The 25,702-nt window shown below is 47.7% G+C and carries 16 protein-coding genes; 11 read left to right on the top strand and 5 right to left on the bottom strand.

The window, feature by feature from the left end:
• Nucleotides 1-461: 461 nt before the first annotated feature.
• Complete coding sequence (locus AC3WRW_RS12390; protein ID WP_492546626.1) at nt 462-2,315, top strand: hypothetical protein; 1,854 nt, start codon at nt 462-464, stop codon at nt 2,313-2,315.
• A gap of 76 nt (nt 2,316-2,391) precedes the next feature.
• Complete coding sequence (locus AC3WRW_RS12385) at nt 2,392-2,805, top strand: GNAT family N-acetyltransferase (protein ID WP_492546625.1); 414 nt, start codon at nt 2,392-2,394, stop codon at nt 2,803-2,805.
• Between the two features lie 43 nt (nt 2,806-2,848).
• Here the strand turns inward: AC3WRW_RS12385 and AC3WRW_RS12380 are convergent, their stop codons facing one another.
• Complete coding sequence (locus tag AC3WRW_RS12380; protein ID WP_492546624.1) at nt 2,849-2,995, bottom strand: hypothetical protein; 147 nt, start codon at nt 2,993-2,995, stop codon at nt 2,849-2,851.
• 108 nt (nt 2,996-3,103) lie between these two features.
• On the opposite strand from AC3WRW_RS12380, the gene AC3WRW_RS12375 reads away from it, so the two are divergent.
• Nucleotides 3,104-4,057, top strand: coding sequence for an MBL fold metallo-hydrolase (locus AC3WRW_RS12375; RefSeq protein ID WP_492546623.1), 954 nt, complete (start codon nt 3,104-3,106; stop codon nt 4,055-4,057).
• Between the two features lie 244 nt (nt 4,058-4,301).
• Here the strand turns inward: AC3WRW_RS12375 and AC3WRW_RS12370 are convergent, their stop codons facing one another.
• Nucleotides 4,302-4,547 (bottom strand): PLDc N-terminal domain-containing protein, encoded by a 246-nt coding sequence (locus AC3WRW_RS12370; protein ID WP_492546622.1) that lies wholly within the window; start codon nt 4,545-4,547, stop codon nt 4,302-4,304.
• Nucleotides 4,548-5,015: 468 nt separating this feature from the next.
• Here AC3WRW_RS12370 and AC3WRW_RS12365 point away from each other — a divergent pair, with 468 nt between their 5' ends.
• Nucleotides 5,016-8,105: a glycoside hydrolase family 3 C-terminal domain-containing protein gene (locus AC3WRW_RS12365; protein WP_492546621.1), complete on the top strand. Its 3,090-nt coding sequence runs from the start codon at nt 5,016-5,018 to the stop codon at nt 8,103-8,105.
• A gap of 59 nt (nt 8,106-8,164) precedes the next feature.
• Here AC3WRW_RS12365 and AC3WRW_RS12360 read toward each other — a convergent pair whose 3' ends face one another.
• Nucleotides 8,165-10,093, bottom strand: a complete 1,929-nt coding sequence (locus AC3WRW_RS12360; protein ID WP_492546620.1) for an AraC family transcriptional regulator — start codon at nt 10,091-10,093, stop codon at nt 8,165-8,167.
• A gap of 311 nt (nt 10,094-10,404) precedes the next feature.
• On the opposite strand from AC3WRW_RS12360, the gene AC3WRW_RS12355 reads away from it, so the two are divergent.
• The 7 genes from AC3WRW_RS12355 to AC3WRW_RS12325 all read left to right on the top strand — a co-directional run bounded on the left by AC3WRW_RS12355 (nt 10,405) and on the right by AC3WRW_RS12325 (nt 23,071).
• Entirely contained in the window at nt 10,405-11,838 is a 1,434-nt protein-coding gene (locus AC3WRW_RS12355; protein WP_492546619.1) for a DHA2 family efflux MFS transporter permease subunit, read from the top strand.
• 261 nt (nt 11,839-12,099) lie between these two features.
• Nucleotides 12,100-14,466 (top strand): helix-turn-helix domain-containing protein, encoded by a 2,367-nt coding sequence (locus AC3WRW_RS12350; protein WP_492546618.1) that lies wholly within the window; start codon nt 12,100-12,102, stop codon nt 14,464-14,466.
• 438 nt (nt 14,467-14,904) lie between these two features.
• Nucleotides 14,905-15,834 (top strand): ABC transporter permease, encoded by a 930-nt coding sequence (locus AC3WRW_RS12345; RefSeq protein WP_492546617.1) that lies wholly within the window; start codon nt 14,905-14,907, stop codon nt 15,832-15,834.
• Between the two features lie 14 nt (nt 15,835-15,848).
• The gene (locus AC3WRW_RS12340; protein WP_492546616.1) at nt 15,849-16,736 is read left to right on the top strand and encodes a carbohydrate ABC transporter permease; all 888 of its coding nucleotides are present in this window, start codon (nt 15,849-15,851) and stop codon (nt 16,734-16,736) included.
• An 87-nt stretch (nt 16,737-16,823) separates the two neighbouring features.
• Complete coding sequence (locus AC3WRW_RS12335) at nt 16,824-18,383, top strand: DUF3502 domain-containing protein (RefSeq protein ID WP_492546615.1); 1,560 nt, start codon at nt 16,824-16,826, stop codon at nt 18,381-18,383.
• Between the two features lie 105 nt (nt 18,384-18,488).
• Nucleotides 18,489-21,200: a discoidin domain-containing protein gene (locus AC3WRW_RS12330; RefSeq protein ID WP_492546614.1), complete on the top strand. Its 2,712-nt coding sequence runs from the start codon at nt 18,489-18,491 to the stop codon at nt 21,198-21,200.
• Between the two features lie 161 nt (nt 21,201-21,361).
• Entirely contained in the window at nt 21,362-23,071 is a 1,710-nt protein-coding gene (locus AC3WRW_RS12325; protein WP_492546613.1) for a CocE/NonD family hydrolase, read from the top strand.
• Here the strand turns inward: AC3WRW_RS12325 and AC3WRW_RS12320 are convergent.
• The gene (locus AC3WRW_RS12320) at nt 23,068-23,706 is read right to left on the bottom strand and encodes a response regulator transcription factor (RefSeq protein WP_492546612.1); all 639 of its coding nucleotides are present in this window, start codon (nt 23,704-23,706) and stop codon (nt 23,068-23,070) included. The genes AC3WRW_RS12325 and AC3WRW_RS12320 overlap by 4 nt on opposite strands.
• Nucleotides 23,699-25,624 carry a sensor histidine kinase gene (locus AC3WRW_RS12315; protein ID WP_492546611.1) on the bottom strand — a complete coding sequence of 642 codons (1,926 nt, stop codon included), beginning with the start codon at nt 25,622-25,624 and terminating at the stop codon, nt 23,699-23,701. Before AC3WRW_RS12315 ends, AC3WRW_RS12320 begins: the two co-directional genes overlap by 8 nt.
• Between the last annotated feature and the right edge of the window lie 78 nt (nt 25,625-25,702).

Below are 25,702 nucleotides of genomic sequence, written 5' to 3'. Positions count from 1 at the left end.
CTCACTGCCGGGAATTTCCCCGCATTATCGAAAGCACCGTCATGATGGCCCTTGAAATAACCATTGTACTGAGCGGCCTTCTAAATGCCCCAAGTTGCCATGCTTTAAATTTAGTGGTAACATACATTTGGAAATTCCAGGTCAAAATCATCAGGTGGTAAAAATCATGGATATGGACTTTTTCATGTTAATATTCGGCTGTATATTCGCCGTGTTCGCTACGGTGGGGCTCGGTTTCTTATTATTCCTCTTACGCCGGGAGAGAAGAAAATCCGATGAATATGAATAAAAATAGGCGACAAGAGCATGATCTCATTAAAAACCGCGTAAATCGCGGTTTTTTTCTATGTTTTAAATAAAAGCTGTTGTTAAAAACACGATTAAACGATCCCCAGGCTAACGGAACAATCACTCTCCAAATGCGTCAAATATTGGGAGAGATGACTTGTAAGGAGGTAAAAATGGCCTATACACGATTAATTGTTTTGGTGATGGTGTTTGAAGTATTCATTACGACTGTAGTCGGACTTGGCATTTATTTTGGATTTTCCATATTTCCATATTCTCAGTCATTGGTAACGACAACTGGTGCAGCTGTGCAGACAGCCGGGTTTAATGCAACGATTCCTTTATATATGCCGTCTCTTGCAGATTTGAAAATCCCGTACACGTATCTTCAGGCCGGGGCTCCGGCATGGGGAATCGCGGCATTTCTTGTATCTGCGGCTGTAATGGGGGTGCAAAGTTTTGTCCGGGGCATGTACCTCGGGGGTTTGAAAGGTTGGGTTCTGAACCGTAAGGCAGTCCCTCTGATCGCATGCGGACGCAGGTATTTCGGCGATATGATTGCATGGTCTCTTTTTCAAAGCGTGATTGGCGCGTTAATGGTTTTCCTTGCTGCAGCTTTTTTTCCGGTTGGGCTCATCTTGATGGTTGCTTTGATGTTTTACTCGCTTACGCCGTATTTGATTGTCCTCCAAAATATTACCTTTAGCGAAGCGCTGGCGAAGGCGCCACGCATGTTTCGGCGCTATTTCGGCACATTGCTGCCGCTTGCGCTGTTTGCAATGCTTTGCACGTTCATTGTCAGCTTATTCCGATCTCTGCCGCCTCCGTGGGGCTACGCGGTGCCGCTGCTCGCTTACGCATGCATTGGAACCCTGCTGATTAGCGAGCTAATGAGGAAACTGGCAGTGAAGTTAACGCTGGACGGCGAACAGACTCCGGATCAGCCTTTTTGGGAGGTCCGCGCGTATAACGCAATATTTGTGGCGCTCGTGCCGGTGCTAGTTGTGGCGGGGATTTTTGCAGCTTCCGGAAAGCACTTAAGTGCGTTTGAATTCGGTAGTAAAAAGCAGCTCAATGGTATTTCCTATTTGACGAATTTCTCCGACGTATTCCATGCGTCAAAGCAGAACTATACAGCTTACGAGTGGCAGACAAGTGATTACAGCATTGCAATAAGCCTTCCGGACTTGTCCGGAGAGAAGAAGCCTGACGAACTGCGTGGAATAGCCGACATTACATGGCAGGTGAATGAGGAAATTCGCACTGTAAATGGGCATTCAACCCAAATCGACGTAAAGCCGATCATGCACAAAAGCCGGTTGATATACAGACTTGTCCGGGAAACAGCCGCCAATGGCAGCTACTACTACTCCAGCATGCGTGGTTCTGCCTCGATCCTGCCGGGGGATGAGCGGCCGCGTGAGCCATTGTCCATTCAAATGATGGTTAGCGGAGACGGCAGTCAGATTTTTGCCATGCAATACCCAGCACGTTTTGATATCACACAGGTATTCCGTGTTTCGGATGACGGGCGGTACTTGATCCCGGGCACAAGCCGAACGAATCCGATGGATTTCCATACGTATTGGTTCACCGCAGAACAGAATACGGAGAATCTATTAGAATTGCTGGCAGCCAAAAATAAAACGAATTACTTTCCTACGACTGACCGAGCTTACCTAGCGCTTGCTTGTGCCATGCAGGAAGGAGATGGGCGCATGGTCGCCAATTTGCTGGAGACGATGCGGCAGGCTGGCATAAGCGTGAAAGCTCCTGATTGGGATGAGCTGACGTGGTCAAACAATTTGCATGACAAATATAAAGGTGCAAGCTTGCAGAAAACCCTAGAGCTACTAACAAAGGCTGGCATTCAAGGCGGTTATGAAGCCAAGGAATTATCGGATAAAAGCGATGAAAAGGTCGGTGTTTACCGCCTCGAGGTACCGTTCCCGGACGGCATGCTGCCTATTACTTATACCGAATCTAAGGCAGACGGCAAATTGATGTCGTTAAATGTAATAGACTAGAGTATTATGGATTCTGCGAGTCGTGTTAAAATATGGATATGCCTTTTAATCGAGGCTTTACACAGGAGGAAAAGTGATGAAAATTGCTCTTGCAACTCATTTAGACTATGGCTATATACAAGAGCATGACCACCATATTTTACAGAGTTTAATTTTACAAAAAATTAATGCCAATGAGATCTATATTTTGCGGGACGAAGATGAGAATAATATCGGATTTATGAGGTACGGTTATTTCTGGGACAATACGCCGTTCATGAATATGATTTGGATCGACGAACAATATCGACGCCAGGGGTTAGGGAAGCAAGTCATCCTTTTTTGGGAAGAAAAAATGAAAGAAAAGGGTTTTCATTTGGTTATGACCTCGACGCTTGCAAATGAAGAAGCACAGCACTTTTACAGAAAAATAGGTTATCGGGATTCAGGATGTCTTTTGCTCGAAGATGAGCCCTTGGAAATCATTTTGACTAAAAAGTTGAATAAATAGCAAAAGCCAGGAACATTGGTTTATGGTCCCAGCCTGTGGAATGTTACGGTTCATCCATATATTCTTCTTCGTCTGGCATGCTGTTCACTAGGTTTTTATCGTTGTGTTCCGCATCTTGCTCGGTATCGCAGTTAACGATACAGTTCATTATTTCTTCGGAGTTGTCTTGAATGTTCGTGTACTCAACCATGTATGTACCTCCTTTCATCGCTATTAGAATTTTCCAATATCAAGAAAAGTATTCGGGTACGGGGCCACAGATACGTAAACTTCTATAAAAAAAGGAGATGTGACTGAAATGGATTTTGAAAAATTGGTTCTCAATACTAGGCACTTTGAGGTAATGCAGATTACTCCAGGGGTTTATGCTGCAATAGCAAACGAAGGTACTGGTGCAATGGCAAATGCCGGATTTATTGACTTGGGAGAATCCATTCTAGTTTTTGACTCGTTTAACACGCAACAGGCTGCAGCGGAGCTTCGAAACGTAATCGGGGAACTCACCGGGAAGCCTGTATCTCATCTCATTAACAGTCACTGGCACGGAGATCATATTCGCGGAAACCAAGCGTTTCGAGACGTATCTATTGTGGCAACCGGGCAGACAAAAATCATCATGCAGGAGAAGCATCCTGCTAGAATTAGGGAACAGCGTTCTGGACTTGAGGGATTAGGCAACTACATTCAAAAGCTTGAGGAACAAAGGGAGTCAACTGTTGAAGAAAAACAGAAGTTGCAGCTGGCAGTACAAATCTCCATTTTAAAAGAAATTCAACTATCTCTGCCTTCTCTGGAATTAGTTCTACCCAATGAAGTCTTTGAATCGGAGTGGTGTGTGAAAGGAACGAGTCGAACGGTGGTATGCCATACTCTTGGCGGCGGCCATACCGCTTCTGATTCCTTTCTGTATGTGCCTGATGCGAAAGTTTGTTACATAGGGGACTTGGTAGCCGTCAATAATCACATGTTGATTGTGGACGGGGACATTCGAAAGTGGATCTCCATTCTGGATGAACTGAATACTTGGGATATTGAGCACGTTGTACCTGGTCATGGACCCGTAGGCGGGAAGGAATGGCTTGCAAAAGCCAAAGATTACTTAGGCGATTTACTTGAGACAGCCGAAATGCTTAGAGCTAAGGCATTCCCACTAGATCAAATAGGTGAAATTGCCGTACCTGAGAAGTACATCCATTGGTCCGCTCGTGAGCTTTACGTGAAAAATTTAAAACATTTGGTCAGTCAAGGATAAGCCATCACGTACTAAATTGAAAGGCAGGTGTACAATGACTAATATTTATTTTGTGTGAGGGTAAAAACATAGCCATTGGTACGCATGGTAATCTCATGGCGCTAACGATGAACCACTATAATGCTGCGTTTGATTATAACTTTTGGAAACAGTTGGATATGCTTGACATTTATAAACTTAGCTTCGAAGGCATAAATCTTATGGAAGTGACTAAGGTTTGGAATAGAGGATAACGATTTCAAAACTAATCATTACGAATAATTAGATAAACGATCAGCCCTAGAATCGGGAAAAACAACATGGCTAACAGGATTAAGATTGCAAATTCCGTGCTTTTCCCTCTTCGTATGCAATCTCGATATGCCCATACACATAAGACTATATGCAGCAAAAATAACGCAATGGATATTAGAAAAAATAATAAAATAATACCGGAGCTAAAAGCAAAAGTTTGCAAGGTTGTTCCCCCCTTTTTGAATTGGTAAACCATGGATGGCTATGCCCCTATTTATTATAATAGTGTTCTCCTCAACAATAAATACTGAGTTTATGCAAATAACTTTAGTTCGGTCCTATACCGGGCTTAGGTTATTTTTTTATACGCGTTTTTTCATTTTTATCGAAATAAGTCGGAAACGTTAAAGGAATAAGTCTGTATAGTGATAGGAATTGGTTGAGGTAGCAGTTAAAATAAGCATATATGGAAGGTGATCTATGTTCTACGGGTTGTTACGTCTGTTATGATACATTTCGTATCACAAAACGAGACGAACATCGACTTTCACGCGTGGCCTCTTAACGAATTTGAAATCGCTTACAAAACTATGCTCTGCTAACACACGATTGGGGGTGGTGAGTGGTCAATAACGATTTGAAAGCCCGGGGGCAAGAGATTAACCCAATGTTACCAGATCAGGGTTTAACTTGGTTATAAAATCATCTACTTGGAGGACTGCACATGAAAACAAGTCGTATGAAAAAAGCATTCAATGTACTATTAAGCACAACGCTGTTAACAGGGATTATAGGTTTTGCTCCATTCTTAACGCAGCCTGCTCTGGCGGACGACGCAGTAATCCTGAAAGATCAGGCGTCGATTGATCAAGTAATAAAAGCGCTATCACAGGCTCAAAAACTATCGCTCATTAGCGGGGCATCACAATCTTTGGCCACTGGCGCTGCCGGTGCAACTGCCGCTGTTCCTTCTTTAGGCATCACGCAAGTCGTAGTGGCAGACGGTCCTACAGGTCTCAGACTTGGTGCGGGCAGATCGACTCAATTCCCTAATCCGACGTCGCTATCAGCTTCCTTTGACAAAAATTTAATATACGAAGTTGGGGAAGCTATCGGCAAAGAGTTGAAAGTCCAAGGAGTCGATGAAATACTGGGGCCAGGCCTCAATATCCAGCGGGATCCAAGGAACGGAAGGAACTTTGAATATTATTCGGAAGATCCTTATTTGGCTGGAAAATCGACTGTAGAATATACAAAAGGCGTTCAATCGCAGGGCGTGGGCGTTACTTTGAAACATTTTGCAGCAAATAATCAGGAGACAAACAGGAGCACGATTAACGCGACGATTTCAGAAAGAGCCTTGCGGGAAATTTATTTGTCCGCTTTCGAGATGGGCGTGAAAGAAGCTGATCCATGGTCGGTTATGACTTCGTACAACAAAGTGAACGGTACATGGATGTCCGAGAACAAGACGATTGTTGGCGATATCCTAAGAGGCGAATGGGGCTACAAAGGATTAGTTATGTCAGACTGGGGCGGAGTACACACAGCGGTCGACATGTTGAAAGCCGGAAGTGATCTGGGGATGCCAAGCACTAGCACAACTACGATAAATACCGCATTAAATAATGGAACGCTCGATCCATCCTACTTAGATGATGCTGTTCGGCATGTGTTAAGCACGGTTATTAAATCGCCTAGATTTAAAGGGGAATACGCTGGTTATGCTGCCAACAAAGGTGTGCTAAGAACAGCGGATCCAGCCTTATATGCAGCCCATCAGGAGCTCGCCCGTAAGTCTGCTTCTGAAGGTATGGTTCTATTGAAAAACAATGCGAATACGCTGCCGTTTAAGCAGGATATCCAGAAGGTGGGGATTATCGGGACTAACCAGTCTTCCAGCAGCTGCTTCCAAAGCTTAGGCGTTTGCAGCACCGCCAATGCCGCAGTTACCATGTATACGGCGGGAACAGGAAGTGGTTATGTAGCTCCTGAGAGTGCAAGTTACGTGGTGCAGCTTCCAGAAGGTCTGACTAACGCAGGCTATACGCCGATCTATACCAATGCAGACAATACAGCAAACTTAACGCAGTCGTTGACGGCACAAGAGGCTGATTCGCTAGCGTCTCGCTCTGATATCGGTGTCATTGTCATGGGTAGAGATGGTGGGGAAGGTACCGATAACACGGCTACCAATATCAATACTACGGCTGCGGAATTAACTTTTATCGATAATGTTTCCAATGCCTTTCACGCTCAAAATAAAAAGGTTGTCGCTGTACTGGATATCAGCCAACCATTAATCGTAGATGATTGGAAAGATAAAGTCGATGCTATTCTAGTAGCATGGCTGCCAGGACAGCAAGCAGGCAATGCGATTGTCGACATTTTGAAAGGAGCCGTCAATCCTTCAGGAAAACTTCCTGTCACGTTCCCGAAAAAATTAGAAGATATCCCTACGGTCAACTTTGGCAATACGAATAATGCGGTTGGCTCGGCAGCGGCTAACGTTATGTTCCCAGGAACAGGCGGGGTGGTCAATTACTCCGACGATATTTACGTAGGATATCGTTATTATGACACGTCGAGTGTCAACACGTCGAATAAGGAGCCTCAATATCCATTCGGTTATGGACTTTCTTATACGACTTTTGACTATTCGAACTTACGCATCAATTCAAAAAATCAAACGGTTTCCGTGGATGTAACGAATAAAGGCAGTGTCAAAGGCAGTGAAGTCGTTCAATTGTATGTTCATGACGGACATTCCCAAATTAACCGTCCGGAAAAAGAACTGAAAGGTTATGAGAAGCTGTCTTTACTGCCTGGAGAAACGAAAACGGCAACTTTCACCTTGGATAAACGGTCATTTGCATACTACGATACCGCATCCCATGATTGGGTTGCTGAGCCTGGCAAATATGACATTCTGGTCGGCAGTTCCTCCAGAGATATCCGGCAAACGGGTGCATTCAATCTTCAAGAAACTCCTGTGAACTCCGTGGTATTAAGCGGTGATCAAGATGTGCAGCCTGGTCAGTCCTTTGACTTGACCTATGGCTTGGGCAAGGTGAGCCAAGACGTTTACGCGCAAGATATTACTGTCACTTACGATCCTGAATTCGTTGAATTTGTATCGGCTGAGTCGCTGTCGGAAGATTTTAAAATACTGGAAACTGGCAAAAAACAAGGAAAAATACGCGTAATTGCTGCCCAACTCGGAACGAATCATCAGGCCAATGGCGATTTCATTAAATTCCACTGGAAAGCTAAATCGCCTGTGGCAACTGCAAGCTCAGTGATCACAGCGAATGCAATCTCAGCGGATGCGCAAGGTGTGGAGCTGAATTTGAACGCTGCTTCCCACAATTTCCAAATTACAGTTGTAGATAAAGCGGCTCTCATTTCTTTGATCGCAGATGCGCAAAGTAAGCATGATGCTGCGGTGGAAGGTACGAGAACAGGTCAGTATCCAGCTGGTTCCAAAGCAACTTTACAAGCTGCAATCGATGCAGCCACGCTGGTGCTTAACAACTCTGGTGTTAGCCAGTCGCAGATTCAACAAGCTGTATCCAATTTGAATGCGGCTCTGCAAGCCTTTATTGCTTCCGTGAATGTGTCTACTCCTGGCGATCTGAACGATGATGGCAAGTTTACGATCGGCGATTTGGCTATCGTGGCTGCCGCTTACGGCAAAACATCGGCTGATCCGGATTGGGAGCTGTACAAGAAAGCGGATGTCAATAACGACGGCAAAGTGGACATCGATGACTTGGCTGCAGTGGCTAGACAAATCCTTGATCAAATTTCATAAGGGTCGGATTTAGAGGAAGGCGGCAGAGATGCCGTCTTCTTTTTTTCTGCGGTTGACTTTCAATCTACATCGAGGCTTGTCAGCCAAGCAGCCAACTCTTCGGTTTGGCTTAGAATCGCTATCGGGTCCCAGTAACCGGAACGATCGCTTTTCCATAGGAACACATGATCATTTTTGACTGCCGGCAGCGAGCCCCAGATTGGGTACTTTTTGAGATCGGCAAGCGTTTCTGAATCGGAGGTCAGAATAATATAGTCTCCTGCGTAGTCTGGCAATACTTCAGCAGAAAATGAGGCCCAGCCGGGATTGGCCATTTCGGCAGCGCTCTTCGCAGGCGGCTTGAAGCCGAATCCATTGTATATCGGCTGACCGCCTTTTCCATAGTCGGTTCCGACGGCCATGATGCTTTTATCGCTGCCCAGTTCGATCACCGAAAAGGTGCTGTCCGCAGGTATAACCTTCAACACCTTATCCTTCGCAGTAGCGACACGGCTGTCATAGTCGGCGAGCCAGGCTTTCGCTTGGTCTTCTTGGCCAAGCAGATTTCCGAAATAAGCCAGTTCTTCGTGCACCGTTTTGAGCGAAGCGTAAGGAACAACGACAGTAGGAGCAATTTTGGACATCTTCTCATTCAGCTCGGGATAGAAATCGTCCATAATGATTAAATCCGGTTGAAGCGCCAAAATCTTCTCAACGTTGCCATTTCCTTCCCCGATATTCTCAACGTTTTTCAAATATTGCCGAAAATAAGGGTTTTTAATATGATGATCCGAGGTACCGATAGGCATTATCCCCAGCGCAATCAGACTCCCAAGATATTCGCCTGCAACAATTCGTTTAGGGTGTACAGGCACTTCCACGTCACCGTTAACTGTTTTAACGATTTTGGTCTGCTTCTGCTCGGAAGCAGCCGGCGTGTCGCTTGGACTTTGCTGTGATGCAGGTTTCTCCGTGTTACCGTTCGCACCGCATGCGCTCAGAATCAGAATGAAACTCAGAAGCAATGCCGATGCCAGCGCTGTCCTTGAATATTTAAACATGAATAAATCTCCCTCTCCGTCACGATAATACTGATAATCATTATCAGTATCATTAGTATAGTTAACTGGTTCCGGGGGGACAATGGAGGATTCTATGGTTATGCTAGGACAATCTTCTAGTCTCTTCTTTTTGGCATGCACTTCTCTGTAACGTATTGGGGGAAGGCCTTTGTGCTTCTTGAACATTCTGCTCAAATAGCTCGGGTCTTGATAGCCGACGCCAACCGCAATTTCCTTCAGAGTAGCATCCGTTTCTAGTAGCAGAGCCGCTGCCTTATCGATGCGCACCTTAATTAAGTAGTCAATCGGACTAAGCCCGGTACGGATTTTGAAGTAGGAGGACAAATGCGGGACACTATAGTTCAGACTTTCCGACAATGACTCCAGCGTTATGGATTCTGCATAATGTTCATGAATGATGGCGGCGACCTGAGCGGTCAGATCGCGCTTCGCAGAGCCTGCATCCTGCCTCTGCATTTGATGAAGCAGCTCATGCACAAACTGGTAGAGCAAAGTGCGAACGCGCAAAGAAACAAGCGGCTGCTGTTTCTCCCAATCCTTAAACATTTCGCACAATATTCGATACAGCGGCACCGGATTGTCCGGCGTTATGCTATATGAATCGAAGGAGCGGGCGGCAAGCTCCTCTGAAGGCAGTGGAGAATGAATACTGGCTTTATAATATACGCTATAATAATCCAGTCCTTCGCTGCCCGGAACAATGTCTAGCACAGCGCCTTTACTTGCATGCAGCACGGTAAAGCGCTCCATGCGATAAAATGCCTGCCCCAGATTAGCTGCTGCATTGCCGCGAATCGTCATGACAAACAGGCTCGAGGGCACATAATAGCCGCGTATAGCTTCGCCAGCCCTGATCGTGTTGCGACGAATATCTATGACTTTGGCAGTCGCGTGATTCCATATCGCCATAAGCTCATTTATATCCATGCCGCATTCTCCCTTCTACTCTGCCTCCCGGATGACTTTCCGGAAACCTTGTGCTTATAGGACCATTATACCGCCTCTCACTCCGAAGGAGTAGCGGAGAGAACGCCAGTACTTTCCAGCACCGTCCTTGCAGCATGTCCCCGTGGGCCGGGCAACTAAGAAATCTTTTTTTCTGCGGCCGCTGAAAGGTAGAGAATAATTTCATTTATTTTCGGTCTTGTATAAATGTATACTCTGTTGTATTTTAAAGCGGGAGCCATATAGATAGAGAATTTTTCAAAAAGTTCTCAGGAGAGGGAAGTGAAATTCATATGAAGCAATACAATACGAAGGCAATCATGGCATCACTGCTCATTTGCGGCTTCGTAGGCATGTTCAGCGAGACGGCACTCAACATTGCAATTAGCAATTTAATGAATGTGTTTCAGATTTCGGCTGCGACTGCACAGTGGTTAACGACAGGCTTTTTGCTGACACTCGGTATTCTGATGCCGATGACAGGTTTACTGCTGCAATGGTTGACAACCAGGCAGCTTTTCATTGTTTCGCTTACAAGTTCGATCGTTGGGACATTGATCGCAGCGCTTGCGCTTAATTTCGAAATGCTGATGGTCGCCCGCGTTCTGCAGGCAGCCGGCATGGGCTTATTGATTCCGCTCATGTTCAATACGATTCTCGTCGTTTATCCTCCGGAGAAGCGCGGGGCAGCGATGGGCTTCGTTGGTCTGGTCATCATGTTCGCACCGGCGACGGGCCCGACGGTAGCGGGTCTTTTAATCGAATATTTAACATGGCACTACATTTTCTGGTTGTCCCTTCCATTCTTGGTCATAGGGTTGTTCATCGGATTGAAATACCTGGAAAACGTTACCGAGGTCACAAGACCCCGCATTGATCCATTGTCTATTATTTTGTCATCAATCGGCTTCGGCGGCGTTGTTTTCGGTTTCAGTAAGGCGGGAGAAGGGCAGGGAGGCTGGTCTAGCTCGATCGTGCTCGCATCGATTGTTATCGGCCTTATCGCACTTGTATTGTTCGCGCTGCGCCAGATGTCAATGCGCGAGCCGATGATGAACTTGCGCGTCTTCAAGTACCCAATGTTTATTGTGGGGCTGCTACTTGTGCTGACGTGTATGATGATCATCTTATCGAGCATGATTATTTTACCGATGTATCTGCAAAACGGGATGAAATTATCCGCGTTCGCTACCGGTCTAATGATGCTGCCGGGCAGCGCGTTGAACGGTATTTTGTCGCCGCGCATGGGACGCCTGTTCGATAAGTATGGCCCTAAATGGCTTGTTATTCCTGGCCTCGTTATCGTAGCCGTGATGCTATGGTTTTTCTCCGGCATTACCGTTGCATCTTCGGTAGCCTTTATCGTGGCCTTGCATATTGGACTCATGATTGGTATTTCCATGATATGGATGCCGGCGCAGACGAACGGACTTAACCAACTGCCGCCGGAGCTTTACCCCCACGGAACAGCAGTGATGAACACGCTGCAGCAGGTCGCAGGCGCGATCGGCACGGCAGTTGCCATCTCCATCCTTACAAAAGGCATGGAGAAGTATTTGACCAGTTCTTCGGTGCCGAGCGAACCGGTCGAGATGGCCAAAGCGATGATGCTCGGTTCTCAGAACGTGTTCGTGTTCGCGACGATCGTGTCGCTCATCGGGCTGGCCATTGCGTTCTTCATCCGGCGTGTCATCGTTAAGCATGCGACGATGAATGCGATGCATTGATGAACGAGGAGAAAGATTATGAAGGAGTGCGCTTAGCCGCAGCTCCTTCTTTTTCGTTTCCAAGGGACTTTAAGACGGTTTTTTCGGAAAGTACAGTGTTTTTGTGAGGGAGCAAAAAGCAGCAGTATACGGAATTGCGGTTTATTGTTATGCTAGGCAAGCGACCTTGCAGTGTGCTGTTTTCGTTCGTTGTTCATTTGTAAGCGTTATTATAAGATAAAATCGTTCATGGGGTAGTAAATGAGGCAGGGGGGAACCGGCATGAAAATTTGGCGAATCGTTCAGGAGAAAAAGTATTTGCTGCGCATTTTTTTATGGATCAACTGCATTATCCTGCTCAGCTTACTTTCATTTTCCAGCCTTATTTATGTGAATGTGGAGAAAAATGTTTTCCAAAGCGAATATGAAAGCAGCCAAAAAGTGCTGTCACAAATGAAGTTCAATATTGATTATTTGGATACGATGATCCGCAAGCTGACCTTTTCTACATATGGCAGCAATGATGTGAAGGCTCTCATGTATTTGAACGATGAAGAGACGTACGTACATATGAATACAATTAATAAATTGAACGCGAACATCGTCGCCAATTATCCGTTTATTCAATCCATTTATGTCTATAACAATCATAAGAAGATGTATTACTCGACCTTCGGTGATTTGTACCATAAAGATGAAGAGTTGGACAAAGTTCTTTCGGCGGACCCGCCTGTCACTCCGTTAAAAGCTATTGTGCGAAACATGCAAACGGGCGGCAGCATGGAAAACCCTACATACGAAACCGTGCTAAGTTACGTCATGTTCGAGAATGTGGATGAAGGAGGCGTCATGGACGGTGCCATCATTCTCAACGTGAAGTTGGATTGGCTCGTGGACAATATTCGAACGATTAACCAGTTTGATTCGCGAACGCAAAGCGATTTATATATTTTAGACGATCATCACAAATTTATGGAAACGGATCCAAACCGTTCGATCGCTGAAAATGCATTTGCGGCCACGATTAAACAAGCCTACGAAATGAAGGTTTCTCAAGACCGGGTTCACGCGGGGGAGCCTGCCGGATTTTTTTCGTCCCCAATCAACGGCGAGAAGTTCATCGTTTCCTATATTTATTTGGAAAATACGGGTTGGACCCTTTTGGAAGCGAAACCATACAAAGAAGTGTATGCAAATTTGAAACAGCTCATGGATACGATTCTGCTCATCACGGCTGCTGTGTTTGTCGGAGCGCTGCTCTTAACGCTGTCGGCATCCCAAGGCATCTACAAGCCAGTGAGAAGGCTGATGGAACAAACCTCATGGGGCGGCGCGGTAAAAGATGGATCCTTGGAGCCAGGCTTGAAGGATGAGTTTTCCTATTTGACCGAGGTGTACCGGAAGTCGAGAGAACAGCTATATGAATACCATCTCGAAAAAAACAACAATACGAGCATCATGAAGATTTACTTTTTGAAAAAGCTGATCTCGGACAGCTACAGCATGAACGTCTCCGAATTTGAAGATGTGCTTAAAATGTTGAACGTCTCTTTGTCCCGAAATCAACCATTCATCATCTGTGTTCTTCGCATCGATGAGTATAAGCGCTTTCTGAGCCATAAAAGCTTGGCGGAGAGGGAGCTGCTGCGTTTTGCCATTGCGAATATAACAACTGATGCCTTATCGAAAACGTGTGTGGCGCAAACGGTGGACATGAAAGACGACTCTTTCACGATTGTATTGAACACGGCAGACGGCGGCCAAGCCGAATCCGTGGACATCGTGGGGCAAGCGCTTGCGGAAGCACAAAGCTATATTCAGAAGCATTACCATGTGTCCTTTTCGGCGACGGTAAGTAATCCGATTATGGAATATACAGCGATTGCCGCCTCCTATAACAGCACCTTAGCCAACAGCTCATACCGCTATGTGTTCGGGACGAAGTCGGTGATTACGCAAGCTCTTATCGACGACAATACGGGAAGCGCAGACATGGAGCAGGTGTGGGGAATGGTAAGCAAGTTTATTGAAGCTGTTCCCAAGGGGAATGCGGTCAAAACGGAGGAAAGGCTTCGCGATGTTTTTCAACAGATCCGCAAGCTGGACTATGGCAGCATTATGTTAGTGAGCATGCAGGTCGTTTACCAGCTGAAGAAGACAATTTTTGAAATGAATCGTACGAGCAAGGAACCGATTGCCGTCCCTGCCAAGCTCATGAGCCGGGAGTTGTATGAGGAGGAAACGATCGAGCAATTCGAGCAGCTTCTTCTGGAAGCGGTTAGATCCATCCACAGCGAGGGCGAGGAAAAAGCAATCCAAGGCAACCAGGTTATAGCCGATACGGTCAAAGAAATCATTGACTCCAACTATTTCGATTCCTCGCTCTCGGCAGCAAGCATTTCTGAAATGATGAGATTGCCCGCTTACAAATTGAGTAAAATATCTAAGATACATCTGGGAATGTCGATACCGGAGTATATTAATCAGGTCAAGCTTCATAAAGCGGTGGAATGGATGGAGAATTCCAAGCTAAGCATCCAAGAGATTATGCAGCGAGTCGGCGTGGAGAACGAAAGTTATTTCTATAAACTGTTTAAAGCCAAGTTTGGGATGACGCCTAGAGAGTACATGTCCAAACGGACAAGATGATAAGTGTGGAAAAGCTGTCTCAGCATATAAAAGTGAGCCGTCAGCCGTCTTCGGAAGTTGAGACGGCTTTTTCGGCCGTCTCGGAGGGGGCTCGCTGCTTTTTTCCGTCTGAGAGGGCCTTTTCGGCCTTCTCAGTATAGAAATACGAGCCGTCAGCCATCTTCAGAGGCTGAGCCGGCTTTTTCGGCCGTCTCGGAGCGAGATCGCCGCTTTTCTGCGTCTGAGCCGGCCTTTTTGGCCTTCTCAGCATATAAAAAGTCGTCGACCCTCGTGTCGGTGGCTTGTTTGCGTAAAGTACAGTTGAAATTCAGCCGATTTTTCAAAACTACAGTACATTTTAGCCCGTGCAAAAATGAGCAGTATTCAATTCGCCAAGGGATTTCGTATGATGAAATCGCGAAGGACGAAACAGCATCTACAGAAGGAGGTATCACATACTTGGGAATCTTCACCGCCTTACAGAAGGAATGGAAGCATTTCTGGAAAGCAAGAAGCTTATTTTTCATCGGTTTGCCAGCGGTACTTGTTGTGTTTGTCTTTTACTACTTGCCGATGTATGGCATCGTGATCGCATTCAAGGATATTAACTATACCAAAGGTATTTGGGGCAGCGATTGGGTAGGGCTTCATAACTTCAAGTTTTTCTTCAACTCGCAAGATGCGCTGAGAATTACACGGAACACTCTTCTATTAAACGGATTGTTTATTGTCGTGGGGATGTCGTGCGCTCTAGTCATCGGTTTATTGCTGGCGGAGTTAGGCCGAAGATGGGTCAAACTGTTTCAAACGATCTTGTTTTTCCCCTATTTTCTTTCATGGGTTGTCGTAGGTTTTGTCAGCTACATTTTGCTGAATCCTTCCTTCGGCGTGATTAATAAGACGTTGGCACAGTTTCATTTTCCCCCGATTGACTGGTATAGCAAGCCGGGGTATTGGCCGGTTATTTTACTGCTAACGTATTTATGGAAAAATGTCGGTTACACCGCCATCATCTTCTTCACGGGCTTGCTGTCCATCGACAACAGTTACTATGAGGCTGCTTCTATAGATGGAGCTTCCCGGTTGCAGCAAATTCGGAAAATTTCCATCCCGCTCATTTTGCCGTTAATTACGATGCTGTTCATGCTCAATGTGGGCCGGATCTTTTACTCGGACTTTGGACTGTTCTACTTTGTGCCGAGGGATGCGGGCATGCTGTATGCCACGACAGATGTCGTTGATACGTATGTGTTCCGTTCGCTGCGTGTCGTCGGTGACTTGGGGATGGCGTCTGCGGCCAGCTTGTATCAGGCGATTGTCGGTTTGATTCTGGTTGTGGCGACGAATGTATTCGTTCGTAAATTTAATCGAGACAACGCTTTGTTCTAGGGAGGAGGGGGACGGTGCGTCCATCTGTCAAGAAAAAGTCAGAAAATAACTGGCTGATCATTCTGTTCTTTGTTGTCCTGTCCATTATCTTCATCTATCCCATGTTGTACGTCATTTCTGTCTCGCTTTCATTTGACGGGGACATCGCGAAGTATGGCTATCAGCTCATTCCCAAACGGTTTACGTTTGTCGCGTATTCGTACATTTTCCAAACGCCAAAAGCGCTGCTTCAATCCTACATGGTCACGATTTTTGTAACTGTCGTAGGAACTGCGTTAAGCCTGATTCTCACTTCTTCCATTGCTTACATAATGACCCGCAAGGATTATCGCTATAGCAAAATTACGAGCTACTTCATCTTCTTCACGCTATTGTTTAATGCAGGATTGGTGCCTTCGTACATTATCACAACAACCGTCCTGCACATTCAGGATACGATTTGGGCCTTAATTCTTCCGTATGGCGTCAGCGCGTGGTTTACGATGCTGATGAAAGGGTTCATGGATGGCCTGCCTTTCGAGATTATTGAATCTGCCAAAATCGATGGTTCGTCGGAGCTGAGTACCTTTGTGCGGATCGTTCTTCCGCTGTCGAAACCGGCGCTGGCTACGGTAGGCTTGTTCTACGCACTGGCGTATTGGAACGATTGGTGGCTGGCCATGCTCTATATCCAAAATGAAAAATTGATACCGCTTCAATACTTTCTGCAGCGGATCATGTCAAATATCGAGTTTTTGACGAAAAACATGCAAGCGGGCATCAGCATTGATATGAGCGCGATTCCAGCCGAATCTTCCCGTATGGGAATTGCCATTCTGGCCGCCGGCCCGATGCTGTTCGCTTTCCCCTTCTTCCAGAAATACTTGATCAAAGGATTGACAGTTGGCGCGGTGAAAGGCTAACTGAATGTAAAGTGTTTGTCAATCCGAATCCGGATCGGATGATAATAGATTACACAGCCTGTAACATGACATTAGGAGGGTTCGAATATGAAAAATAGAACATTAAAAACCTTGTCACCCGTCATCATAAGCTGCCTGTCCATCAGCATGCTGCTTAGCGCTTGCGGGACTAACAGCAACAGTGCATCTCCTTCGCCGGTCAGCAGCGCGCCTTCTTCTCCTGCCAGCAGTGCTGCCGCCTCTCCAGCCGCAACGGAGCTTAAGCCTTACGAAATTACATGGTATTTGCCGCAAAGCGTATTCCCGGATGCTAAGCTTGTGCAGGATGCGATGAGCAAAATTACGAAAGAGAAAATAAACGCCACGCTGAACATTCAACTAGTCGATTGGGGTACGTACGATCAGAAAATGCAAGCGATTGCAGCCTCAGGAGAGAAAGCGGATCTGATTTTCACATCGAACTGGACGAACGACTATTTGCAAAACGTAAACAAAGGCGCATTCCTCGACATTACGGATCTGTTAGCGAAATACGGTCCTGATATTAAGAAGCAAGTCCCCCCGTCCGCCTGGGACGCCGCGAAGGTGAAAGGCAAGCTGTACGGCATCATTAATACCCAAGTTTTGGCTCGCACACCGGGCTTGCTCATGAACAAAACGTACTTGGACAAATACGGCTATAAAGCCGATCAATTTAAAAAGTTGGCCGATTTGACGCCGTTTTTTGAAAAAGTCAAACAGGCTGAACCGGATAAATATCCGTTTAGCTTAAAAGGCGACACCGATGTGATGGGCAACTACGGCACCGCAATCGGACTTGAATATTTTTCGCAGAAAAATCCCGGTGTTATCCGAATTGACGATGCCTCGTCCAAAGTCGTGAATTTGTATGAAACGCAGGAGTTCACGGCCTTTTTGAAACAAATGCGCGAATGGTATTCCAAAGGGATTATCCGCAAAGATGCGGCAACGATTAAAGACACGAACTCGGATGAATTGGCGGGCAAATATGCGTCATCCACATTTACAGTCATTAATCCGGATTCGGCCGCGAACCAGGCTCAAAGATTCGGCGGCGGAGATGCAGCGAACGTAGCAGCGGTTGAATTCTCTAAGCCTTATATGAGCACAGGCTCTATTATCGCAACAATGACAGCGATTTCCCGAACTTCCAAAGATCCGGCAAGAGCCATGATGTTCTACAACTTGATGTATGCCGATCCACAGCTGTTTAATTTGATGAGCTATGGCATCGAAGGCAAGCACTATACGAAGGTTTCGGATGATTTGATCAAAAAAGTGGACAATGCCGGTTATTGGATGGACTCCGGTTGGGAGTACGGCAACATGTTCAATTCGTTCCGCACAAGTGCGACTCAGCCGAAATGGTATCCGGCAGGTCCTGATAAGAATGCCGCAGCTATTCCGTCCAAATTGTTAGGTTTCTCGTTCGATCCAAGCAACGTGAAGAGCGAGTTGGCGCAAACCGCTTCGGTGGTGGACGAATTTTATTCCGGGCTGATCACGGGAATCGCCGATCCGGACACAACCTTGCCAACGATGAACGCGAAGTTGAAAAAGGCGGGCTTGGACAATATTTTGGCCGAAATGCAGAAGCAAATTGATGCTTGGAAAGCATCCAAGTAGAACACATCCGGGATCGACAGCCGCTTCTCTTTTTTGTAAAAAGTTGAAGCGGCTTTTTATCTAACGAGTTCGATGAACTCTAACAAACATGGGGAGGGTATAGTAATGAGAAAAGCATGGGGAGCAAGTTTGGCTATTATCGTAGCAAGCGTATCTGTTCTAACAACGGTAGGGGTTCCCTCAGCGAGTGCGGATACGGTTACGGCCAATCATGCACAGCGAATCGTAAGCGCATACAAGGGGACGTGGACTTCGCCTCCGGCGGACAGCAATTTCGGCAACACGACCAACGCTCCACTATTGGGCAACGGAGATGTTGGCGCCGTTATGGTCGGAAACATTGATGCGATGACGATCGTGCTCGGTAAAAATGAATTTTTCTCCGTTGCCGAGCGTCAATTGAAATCGATGGCCAGATTGGGCATCGCCGTTTCCGGCATGACGGGCTCGTCGTACTTAACGGAGCAGAAGCTGGCCAGCGCGCAAGTGGACGGTACGTTTACACTCTCAGGCAATACCATCAACACGACGAGCTGGGTGCAGGCGACAGATACGACGAACAACCTGTTTATGACGAAGTTTACGTACACGGGAAGCGGTTCGAAGAGTGCGACAATTTCTCTTTCCCCAGCCAATCAGAATACGTTCACGAGCTCGATCGGTTCCTCAGGGGATATTCTGTACCGTGATGTCAGGGCGGACAGTGCCGATACCGTGAATGGCATATCGACGATCAAAGCCCGCGTCGCAACGCGAGTGATCGGAACGACGGGAACAATCAGCAATAACCAGCTTCAGTTCACTTTGACACCAGGGGGCACATATACACTCGTCACAAGCATCATGAGCAATAAAGATTCAGCCAATTATCAATCACTCGCGTTAAGCAATATCAGTTCCAAAACGCAAGGGGATATAGATTCGCTGAAAGCCGCGCATCAATCGTGGTGGGATGCCTTCTATTCAAAATCTTTCATCGAAATTCCGAACAAAACGATCGAGAAATCGTTCTACGGCTCGCTGTATTTGCTCGGAAGCAGTTCTAGAACAGGCGAAGCGCCTCCAGGACTGTGGGGGGCTTGGATAGCCCGCAATTCGGACTGGGGCGGCGATTACCATCTGAACTACAACACAGAGGCTCCTTTTTATTTTGCTATGCCTACGAACCATGTTGAACTTGCAAATGCCTATGACAAGCCCATCCTCGACTGGATTCCGAAAGGGCAATCCGCAGCGACGGGCGCTGGATTTACCGGAGTTTACTACCCCGTAGGCATAGGTCCTTTCACGATGGACACAGACGGAAATTACCATAACCAGAAAACGAATGCCGTGTTTGGGGCCACCGTTATGCTTGACCATTACTACGCGACGGCTGACTCGACCTATGCGAATTCCATCTATGCCTATTTGAAAGAGGCGGCGAAATTTTGGCAGAACTATTTGACGTGGGACGGCTCGCGATATGTCATTACGAACGATGCCCAGCATGAAGGGGATGCGTATCCTCAAACCAATGGGGTGATGTCGCTCGGATTGGTTCGTTATGTGCTTCAAGGCTGCATAGACATAAGTACGGCCCTCGGTCAGGATACGGCTCTCCGAACGACATGGCAGAACATCCTGAACAATCTTAGTGCTTTTCCAACGCAGACAAGAAACAGTCAGACCGTATTCCGCTATACGGAAGTCGGGCGGGACTGGAGCACGGATAACGCGATTGGCATCCAGCACATTTATCCCGGACGCCAGATCGGTCTATCCAGCAGTGCGTCGCTGCTTCAAACTTCCAAAAACATGATCGGCCAGATGGCCCGCTGGACGGACGGCAACGGCACCAATACATTTTATCCGGCTGCAGCCAGGGTTGGCTATGATCCGGCGACGATTCTGAGCCAGCTTTCATCGTTCGTCAGCAGCGCAAGCTATGCCAACATGCATATTAAAACCGGCGGTGGCGGGATTGAGAATTTCAATGTTGTGCCGGCAACCTTAGCCGAAATGATGCTGCAATCGTTCCAGAATAAAATCAGAGTGTTCGCGAACTGGCCGGCGGGCACCGATGCGAAGTATGGGGACCTGCGCGCAGACGGCGCTTTTCTCATCTCGAGCAGCAGAAAGAACAATCAAGTTGAATATGTCCGCATCGTCAGCGAAAAAGGCAAAACCGCGACGGTTGCCAATCCATGGAGCGGGCAGACAGTGCGCATGTACCGCAACGGAGTGGATAGCGGCACAATGTTGGGAACCGATTTGACGATTCCAACGTCGGTTAACGAGACGATACACCTTGCGCTGGACGGGACTTCGTATGCGACAATTGTGAGCAATATGAATCAAGCGTTAGGGCAAAGCTCGGCTCCGTCCAATGTGGCTCTGAACAAAACAGTGACCGCAAGCGACGAGATCAATACAACCGAATCCGCGACGAAAGCGGTTGATGGAGGAACAACAACCAAGTGGACGTCGCAGCCTTTGAATCTCGTGCCTGGAGACAAGTGGCTGAAGGTTGATCTAGGAACCAGCTATGTCATTAACCGCTGGGTCGTCAAGCATGCAAGCTCGAATGGGGAGACAGCCAGCTACAATACGAAGGATTTCAAGCTGCAGAAGAGCAGCGACGGCACGAATTGGACGGACGTGGATGCCGTCACGGGGAACACCGCTGCGATCACCGATCGATCGGTAGCTTCATTCTCCAGTCGTTATGTCCGGTTATACATCACAACCACGGTTCAAAGCGATGTCGGGTATGCACAGACTCCCGGCGACCGCAGCAACGCCCGTATTTACGAGTTAGAAGTCTACGGCAATTAACGGCAGCGCCGTTGGCGTTCATCCCGCACGTTGGGATGGACGTCTTTGTCTGTAGATCAGAAAGTATAAGTTTTATACTTTTGCTTCGCATCTACCTTGACAAACGCGCTCGTCCTAAAAGGACGACGAAGTCGTTTATCCTTGCCTAGGAGGGATTAAAAATGTCAGAAACAACCGAGTATCGGATGCCTGAGCCTACGCACGAAGTTAGAGAGTATCACAAGGTGATGGTCCCGATGCGTGACAACATTCGTTTAGCGACGCATGTATGGCTGCCGGAAGGGAAAGGTCCATGGCCCGTCCTTCTTATGCGTAATTCTTACGTAGACAGCGGGGATGTGTACGATCCTTCCTTTGTCGTTTTTGCTCGTTACGGGTATGCGATCGTTCTTCAGGAATGCAGAGGGCGAGGCTCGTCCGAAGGAATTTGGGAGCCTTATGTTAACGAGAGGTCGGATGGGCTTGATACGCTGGACTGGTTAGTTCGGCAGACTTGGCAGGATGGCAGCATCGGCCTGTACGGCGGATCGTATTTGTCTTTCAATCAATGGATACTGGCGGATTGCTTGCCGCCGGAGGTGAAGACGCTGTACCTTTCCGTGATGGGGACGGATCTGTACCGTTTTGCCTATATGGACGGCATGTTCAAGCCGGATATTTATACTTCATGGGCCTTGTCCAACTCGGGCAAGGATTGGGGAGAAGCGGATTTAGCCGAGATGGCTCACAATGCCTATCGAATTTGGCCCCCTAACGAGATGGATGAGAAGCTCCTGGGCAAAAGGTTGCCGTGGTACCGTGATTTTATTGCCAATCCCGGCTCTGGCGATTCCATATGGAATGAAGGTTTATGGGGGCTGCTCAAGTCAATGCCGCGGCAAATCAATATTCCCGTCTGCATGGTGTGCGGTTGGTTCGATATTGCGCTGGAGACGATGTTCGCCGCTTTCCAGCAATTGAGGCCCGACATTCGCGACAAGAGCCGTTTCACCGTCGGTCCATGGGTGCATTCGCTGCTTCCTTATGGCGATCTGGATTATCCGGGAGGACGTGTGGAGGGTCCGAATGGGGGAACGAAAGCTGCGCTGGATTGGTTTGACGCTATGCTCAAAAATCAGCCATATGAGGATCAATTAGGAGTCGTTCATACCTATGTCATTGGAGACAAAGGTTGGCGAACATGGGAACAATGGCCGCCGGCGAATGACCCAATGTTATTTTATCTGAACGAAGGGAACTCGCTTGGGAAACGTCCGTCTGCTCAGCCTGCTTCCTTTTCATATGAGTACGACCCTAAGCATCCGGTACCTACAGCAGGCGGCGGCACGCTGCTTTCCGTGTATGGCGATTCCCCTTATCTCCCGAAAGCAGCAAGTGTCTTGCAACCGGAAGCGGGCTTTAGGCCGGACGTGATTTCCTTCCTATCCGAACCCTTGGAGCAGGATTTGCTCCTTGCCGGTCAGATGAGGGTCGAGCTGCATGTGAGCTCAACGGCGGCGGATACCGCTTTTACGGTGAAAATAATGGAAGTATTCGCCAGTGGCGAAGCTTATAACCTTGCCGACGGCATCACTAGCTTGGCCTATCGGAATGGATCATCCAAACCGCTGGCTTATGAGCCTGGCACCATCGTGAGCATCAGTATCGAGTTATGGCCGATCACATGGCGGTTGAAAAGCGGATCGCGTCTCAGGCTGGATGTCTCCTCCTCCAACTTCCCTGCCTACCATGCTCATCCGAATGTTGCCGGCAATTGGGGGGAGCAAGGAAGCCCGGTGACCGCGAGGCAGTGGTTGTTTGGTGGCGGTGATTTGCTATCTTTTGTCCAGTTGCCTGTGGCGCGTTTCGAAATATCTGGGAAGACGACTTAAAGCCGCCTCTTATCGTCTTGGGTGTAAGAACCGAGCAACCCTGACTTGTATCCTTGAGCAACCGCACCTATGCGTGTTTTGACGCCGAGCTTCTGATTGATCGATGTTAGATGGTATTCGACCGTTCGCTGGCTGATAGCCAACCGCAGAGCAATTTCTTTGTTCGTCAGCTCCACGGCGACCAGTTCCAACACCTCTCGCTCCTTCGGGGTAAGATGGTCCGGGGATCGGGCCATCATTTTTTCGGAAACGAGTGCATAGCCCATCATGCTTTGTTTAATTGCATTAATAATCTGAGCGTAGGTACTCTGCTTGGACAAGTAGGCATGCGCCCCGATTTCATAGGCTTTGGCGTAAAACTCGTCATACGTATAGCCGGACAGCAGAATGATTTTCAAAGAATGGCCGAAGCGCTCTTTCAGCATTTTACCCAGCTCGAATCCGTTCAAATACGGCATCGAGATGTCCATGACGAGCACGTCCGGCCGGCAGTCGCCAATTTTCTCCAACAGCTCGCGAGGGTCGCCGAACGTTTGTGGCACCTCGATGTCAGGCTCCTTTTCGAGCCGGTTTTTCAACCCTTCGAGCACAAGGGGATGATCGTCGAGCAGAACGACTCTTATTTTGTCAGGCATGGGCATGCACCTCCGTTCCGAATGGCAGTTTGATCGTGACGACCGTTCCGTTTCCCAGGGAGGAGTCGACATCCGTATCCCCGCCGAGGTGGCGAATTTGGCTGTGTACGGACAGAAGCCCGAACCTTCTTTCCCCTTCAAGAGAAGGATACAAAACCGACGCGATGTCGAATCCTTTGCCATTATCGGTAATTTGACAATAGATTGTTTGCCGGTCCACCCATAATCGGATTGTCATGTCGGTTGCTTCGGAATGCTTGAAGGCGTTATGGACGATTTCACGTATGGCCCGGAACAAATTCGTTTTGATCAGCTCGTTTGCCGGTTCTCCAGGAGGGAGCCCGTAAGCGAGTTCCATTCGGATATCTCCTTTTTCCCGCATCGTGCGGATGAGCCAGTGCAGCGCTTCTTTCAAATCCCCTTTGTCGATAATATGCGGGTACAAATCGTCGCATAGCGTTCGAATATCGCGCTGCGAGTCGTAGACGCATTTCAGCCAAATGGCGATTTGCTCTTTGTCCGCTATCCCCGTATCGTGAAGTTCCTCCAGGTCCCGCGACAAAAAGATCAAATTTTGCAGCAAATGATCGTGCAAATAGTACGTGGTGCGAATGCGTTCGGACTGCTGCGCTTCGAGCAGGATTCGGTTGTACGGGATCATGTCGCTCTGTACAAGCGGCTTGTTCTCATTCTCCGCGAGCTGCTTATACAGCTTCAGCTTTTGCCGTTCCAGCCATTCTGCGTGCCGGTGGAATTTGCGCCGAAACCGCTGCAAGCATTTCTGATATACGAAAGTTAGCATGGCGAACGGCACAAAAAGCAGATAGGGCGCGTCCGCTGGCCCTTTGGCAGCAAGAGTGAACAACGCGAACGAACTGCCCAAATAAATGCCGTGAATGAGCAGTCGCGGAAAATGAAGTCGGATATCGAGCATGCTCTTGTCAATTAGAAGGTAAGTGATCGCGCCGGAAAATGGAATGAGGCCGATGAGCGTATATTTGACGAGGACGATAGGTTCCTCTCGGAGGAGTATCGGAATGGCGTATAGAAACGTGTAAGGCAGCAGACTTAAGAACAGCCCGGCGAAAAGGACGAGCAGCTGGTTTTGCTCCGGCCGGCCGAACGTTTTCCAGTAAGTGAAGGTGATGCCCGCCAGCAGCAGGAGCGTGCCGACAATCGTCAAATTGAGTATGTCCACGACCCAATTGTACACATCTTGACCGGCCGCGATAAAGTAAACGAGCGATAGCGAGAGGACGATCGAATACACCAGATAGCCCGTAAGCAGCTTCTTGAAACGGGTATGGACAGTTCGAAACACCAACAGCAAATAGAAAGAAAGGAGCAGGTGCGGCAGCCAAATCGAGCATAAAATGATGATGAGTTCGGACAACGTTTTTTCGTCTGAAAACTGACTCAGCACGCATAGCGCCATCAATCCGTTCAGTATGTAAAACTGGCGAATAATGCGCGATTCCGGCTTCGTCCGGACGGCAAAGACGCCGATGCCGAGCAGCGTCAATTCCAAGGCGGCCGAGATTATCATTTGGACGATGTCGGTCGTGCCTGGCGCGCTTCGGAACTCGCGCTGGATTCCGTCCATCTTCTCGACGGCGATATTACCCGCTCTAGTCAAAATAAACCCGGAAACGGTCTCGATCAGCTTCGGACGGGAACTGCCGTTCATGGCTATGACCTTGTCGCCTGGATGAATATCCCAATCCGCTGCCTTGCCGCTCGGGTCGATCGATTCGACCGGCCATCCGGCACCGGACGATTGCCCAAGCTCGATGCCGAGGTAAGGCGCATTGAAAGAAACGATATGTATATAAACGGCAAGCATGAGGTAACAAACGATGGATGCGGCAATCCATCGGCCGTTTTTTTGTTTTGGCTGCAAACGTTTCAGTCCGTTCATTGTATGAGATCACCCGTTTCAAGTATAACATGCATGCCATAAGAATAGAGCAAACCTCGCCGTCAAAGGGAGGTTTGC

The organism is Paenibacillus sp. FW126-R14, assembly GCF_058789495.1.
Note: the sequence above shows the minus strand (reverse complement) of the source record. Positions and strands in the feature narration are given on the sequence as shown.

Bases quoted from the DNA above. Each gene is read 5' to 3' on its own strand.
- AC3WRW_RS12390 (WP_492546626.1), top strand. From the start codon at position 462: ATGGCCTATACACGATTAATTGTTTTGGTGATGGTGTTTGAAGTATTC.
- AC3WRW_RS12385 (WP_492546625.1), top strand. From the start codon at position 2,392: ATGAAAATTGCTCTTGCAACTCATTTAGACTATGGCTATATACAAGAG.
- AC3WRW_RS12380 (WP_492546624.1), bottom strand. From the start codon at position 2,995: ATGGTTGAGTACACGAACATTCAAGACAACTCCGAAGAAATAATGAAC.
- AC3WRW_RS12375 (WP_492546623.1), top strand. From the start codon at position 3,104: ATGGATTTTGAAAAATTGGTTCTCAATACTAGGCACTTTGAGGTAATG.
- AC3WRW_RS12370 (WP_492546622.1), bottom strand. From the start codon at position 4,547: ATGGTTTACCAATTCAAAAAGGGGGGAACAACCTTGCAAACTTTTGCT.
- AC3WRW_RS12365 (WP_492546621.1), top strand. From the start codon at position 5,016: ATGAAAACAAGTCGTATGAAAAAAGCATTCAATGTACTATTAAGCACA.
- AC3WRW_RS12360 (WP_492546620.1), bottom strand. From the start codon at position 10,093: ATGGATATAAATGAGCTTATGGCGATATGGAATCACGCGACTGCCAAA.
- AC3WRW_RS12355 (WP_492546619.1), top strand. From the start codon at position 10,405: ATGAAGCAATACAATACGAAGGCAATCATGGCATCACTGCTCATTTGC.
- AC3WRW_RS12350 (WP_492546618.1), top strand. From the start codon at position 12,100: ATGAAAATTTGGCGAATCGTTCAGGAGAAAAAGTATTTGCTGCGCATT.
- AC3WRW_RS12335 (WP_492546615.1), top strand. From the start codon at position 16,824: ATGAAAAATAGAACATTAAAAACCTTGTCACCCGTCATCATAAGCTGC.
- AC3WRW_RS12330 (WP_492546614.1), top strand. From the start codon at position 18,489: ATGAGAAAAGCATGGGGAGCAAGTTTGGCTATTATCGTAGCAAGCGTA.
- AC3WRW_RS12325 (WP_492546613.1), top strand. From the start codon at position 21,362: ATGTCAGAAACAACCGAGTATCGGATGCCTGAGCCTACGCACGAAGTT.
- AC3WRW_RS12320 (WP_492546612.1), bottom strand. From the start codon at position 23,706: ATGCCTGACAAAATAAGAGTCGTTCTGCTCGACGATCATCCCCTTGTG.
- AC3WRW_RS12315 (WP_492546611.1), bottom strand. From the start codon at position 25,624: ATGAACGGACTGAAACGTTTGCAGCCAAAACAAAAAAACGGCCGATGG.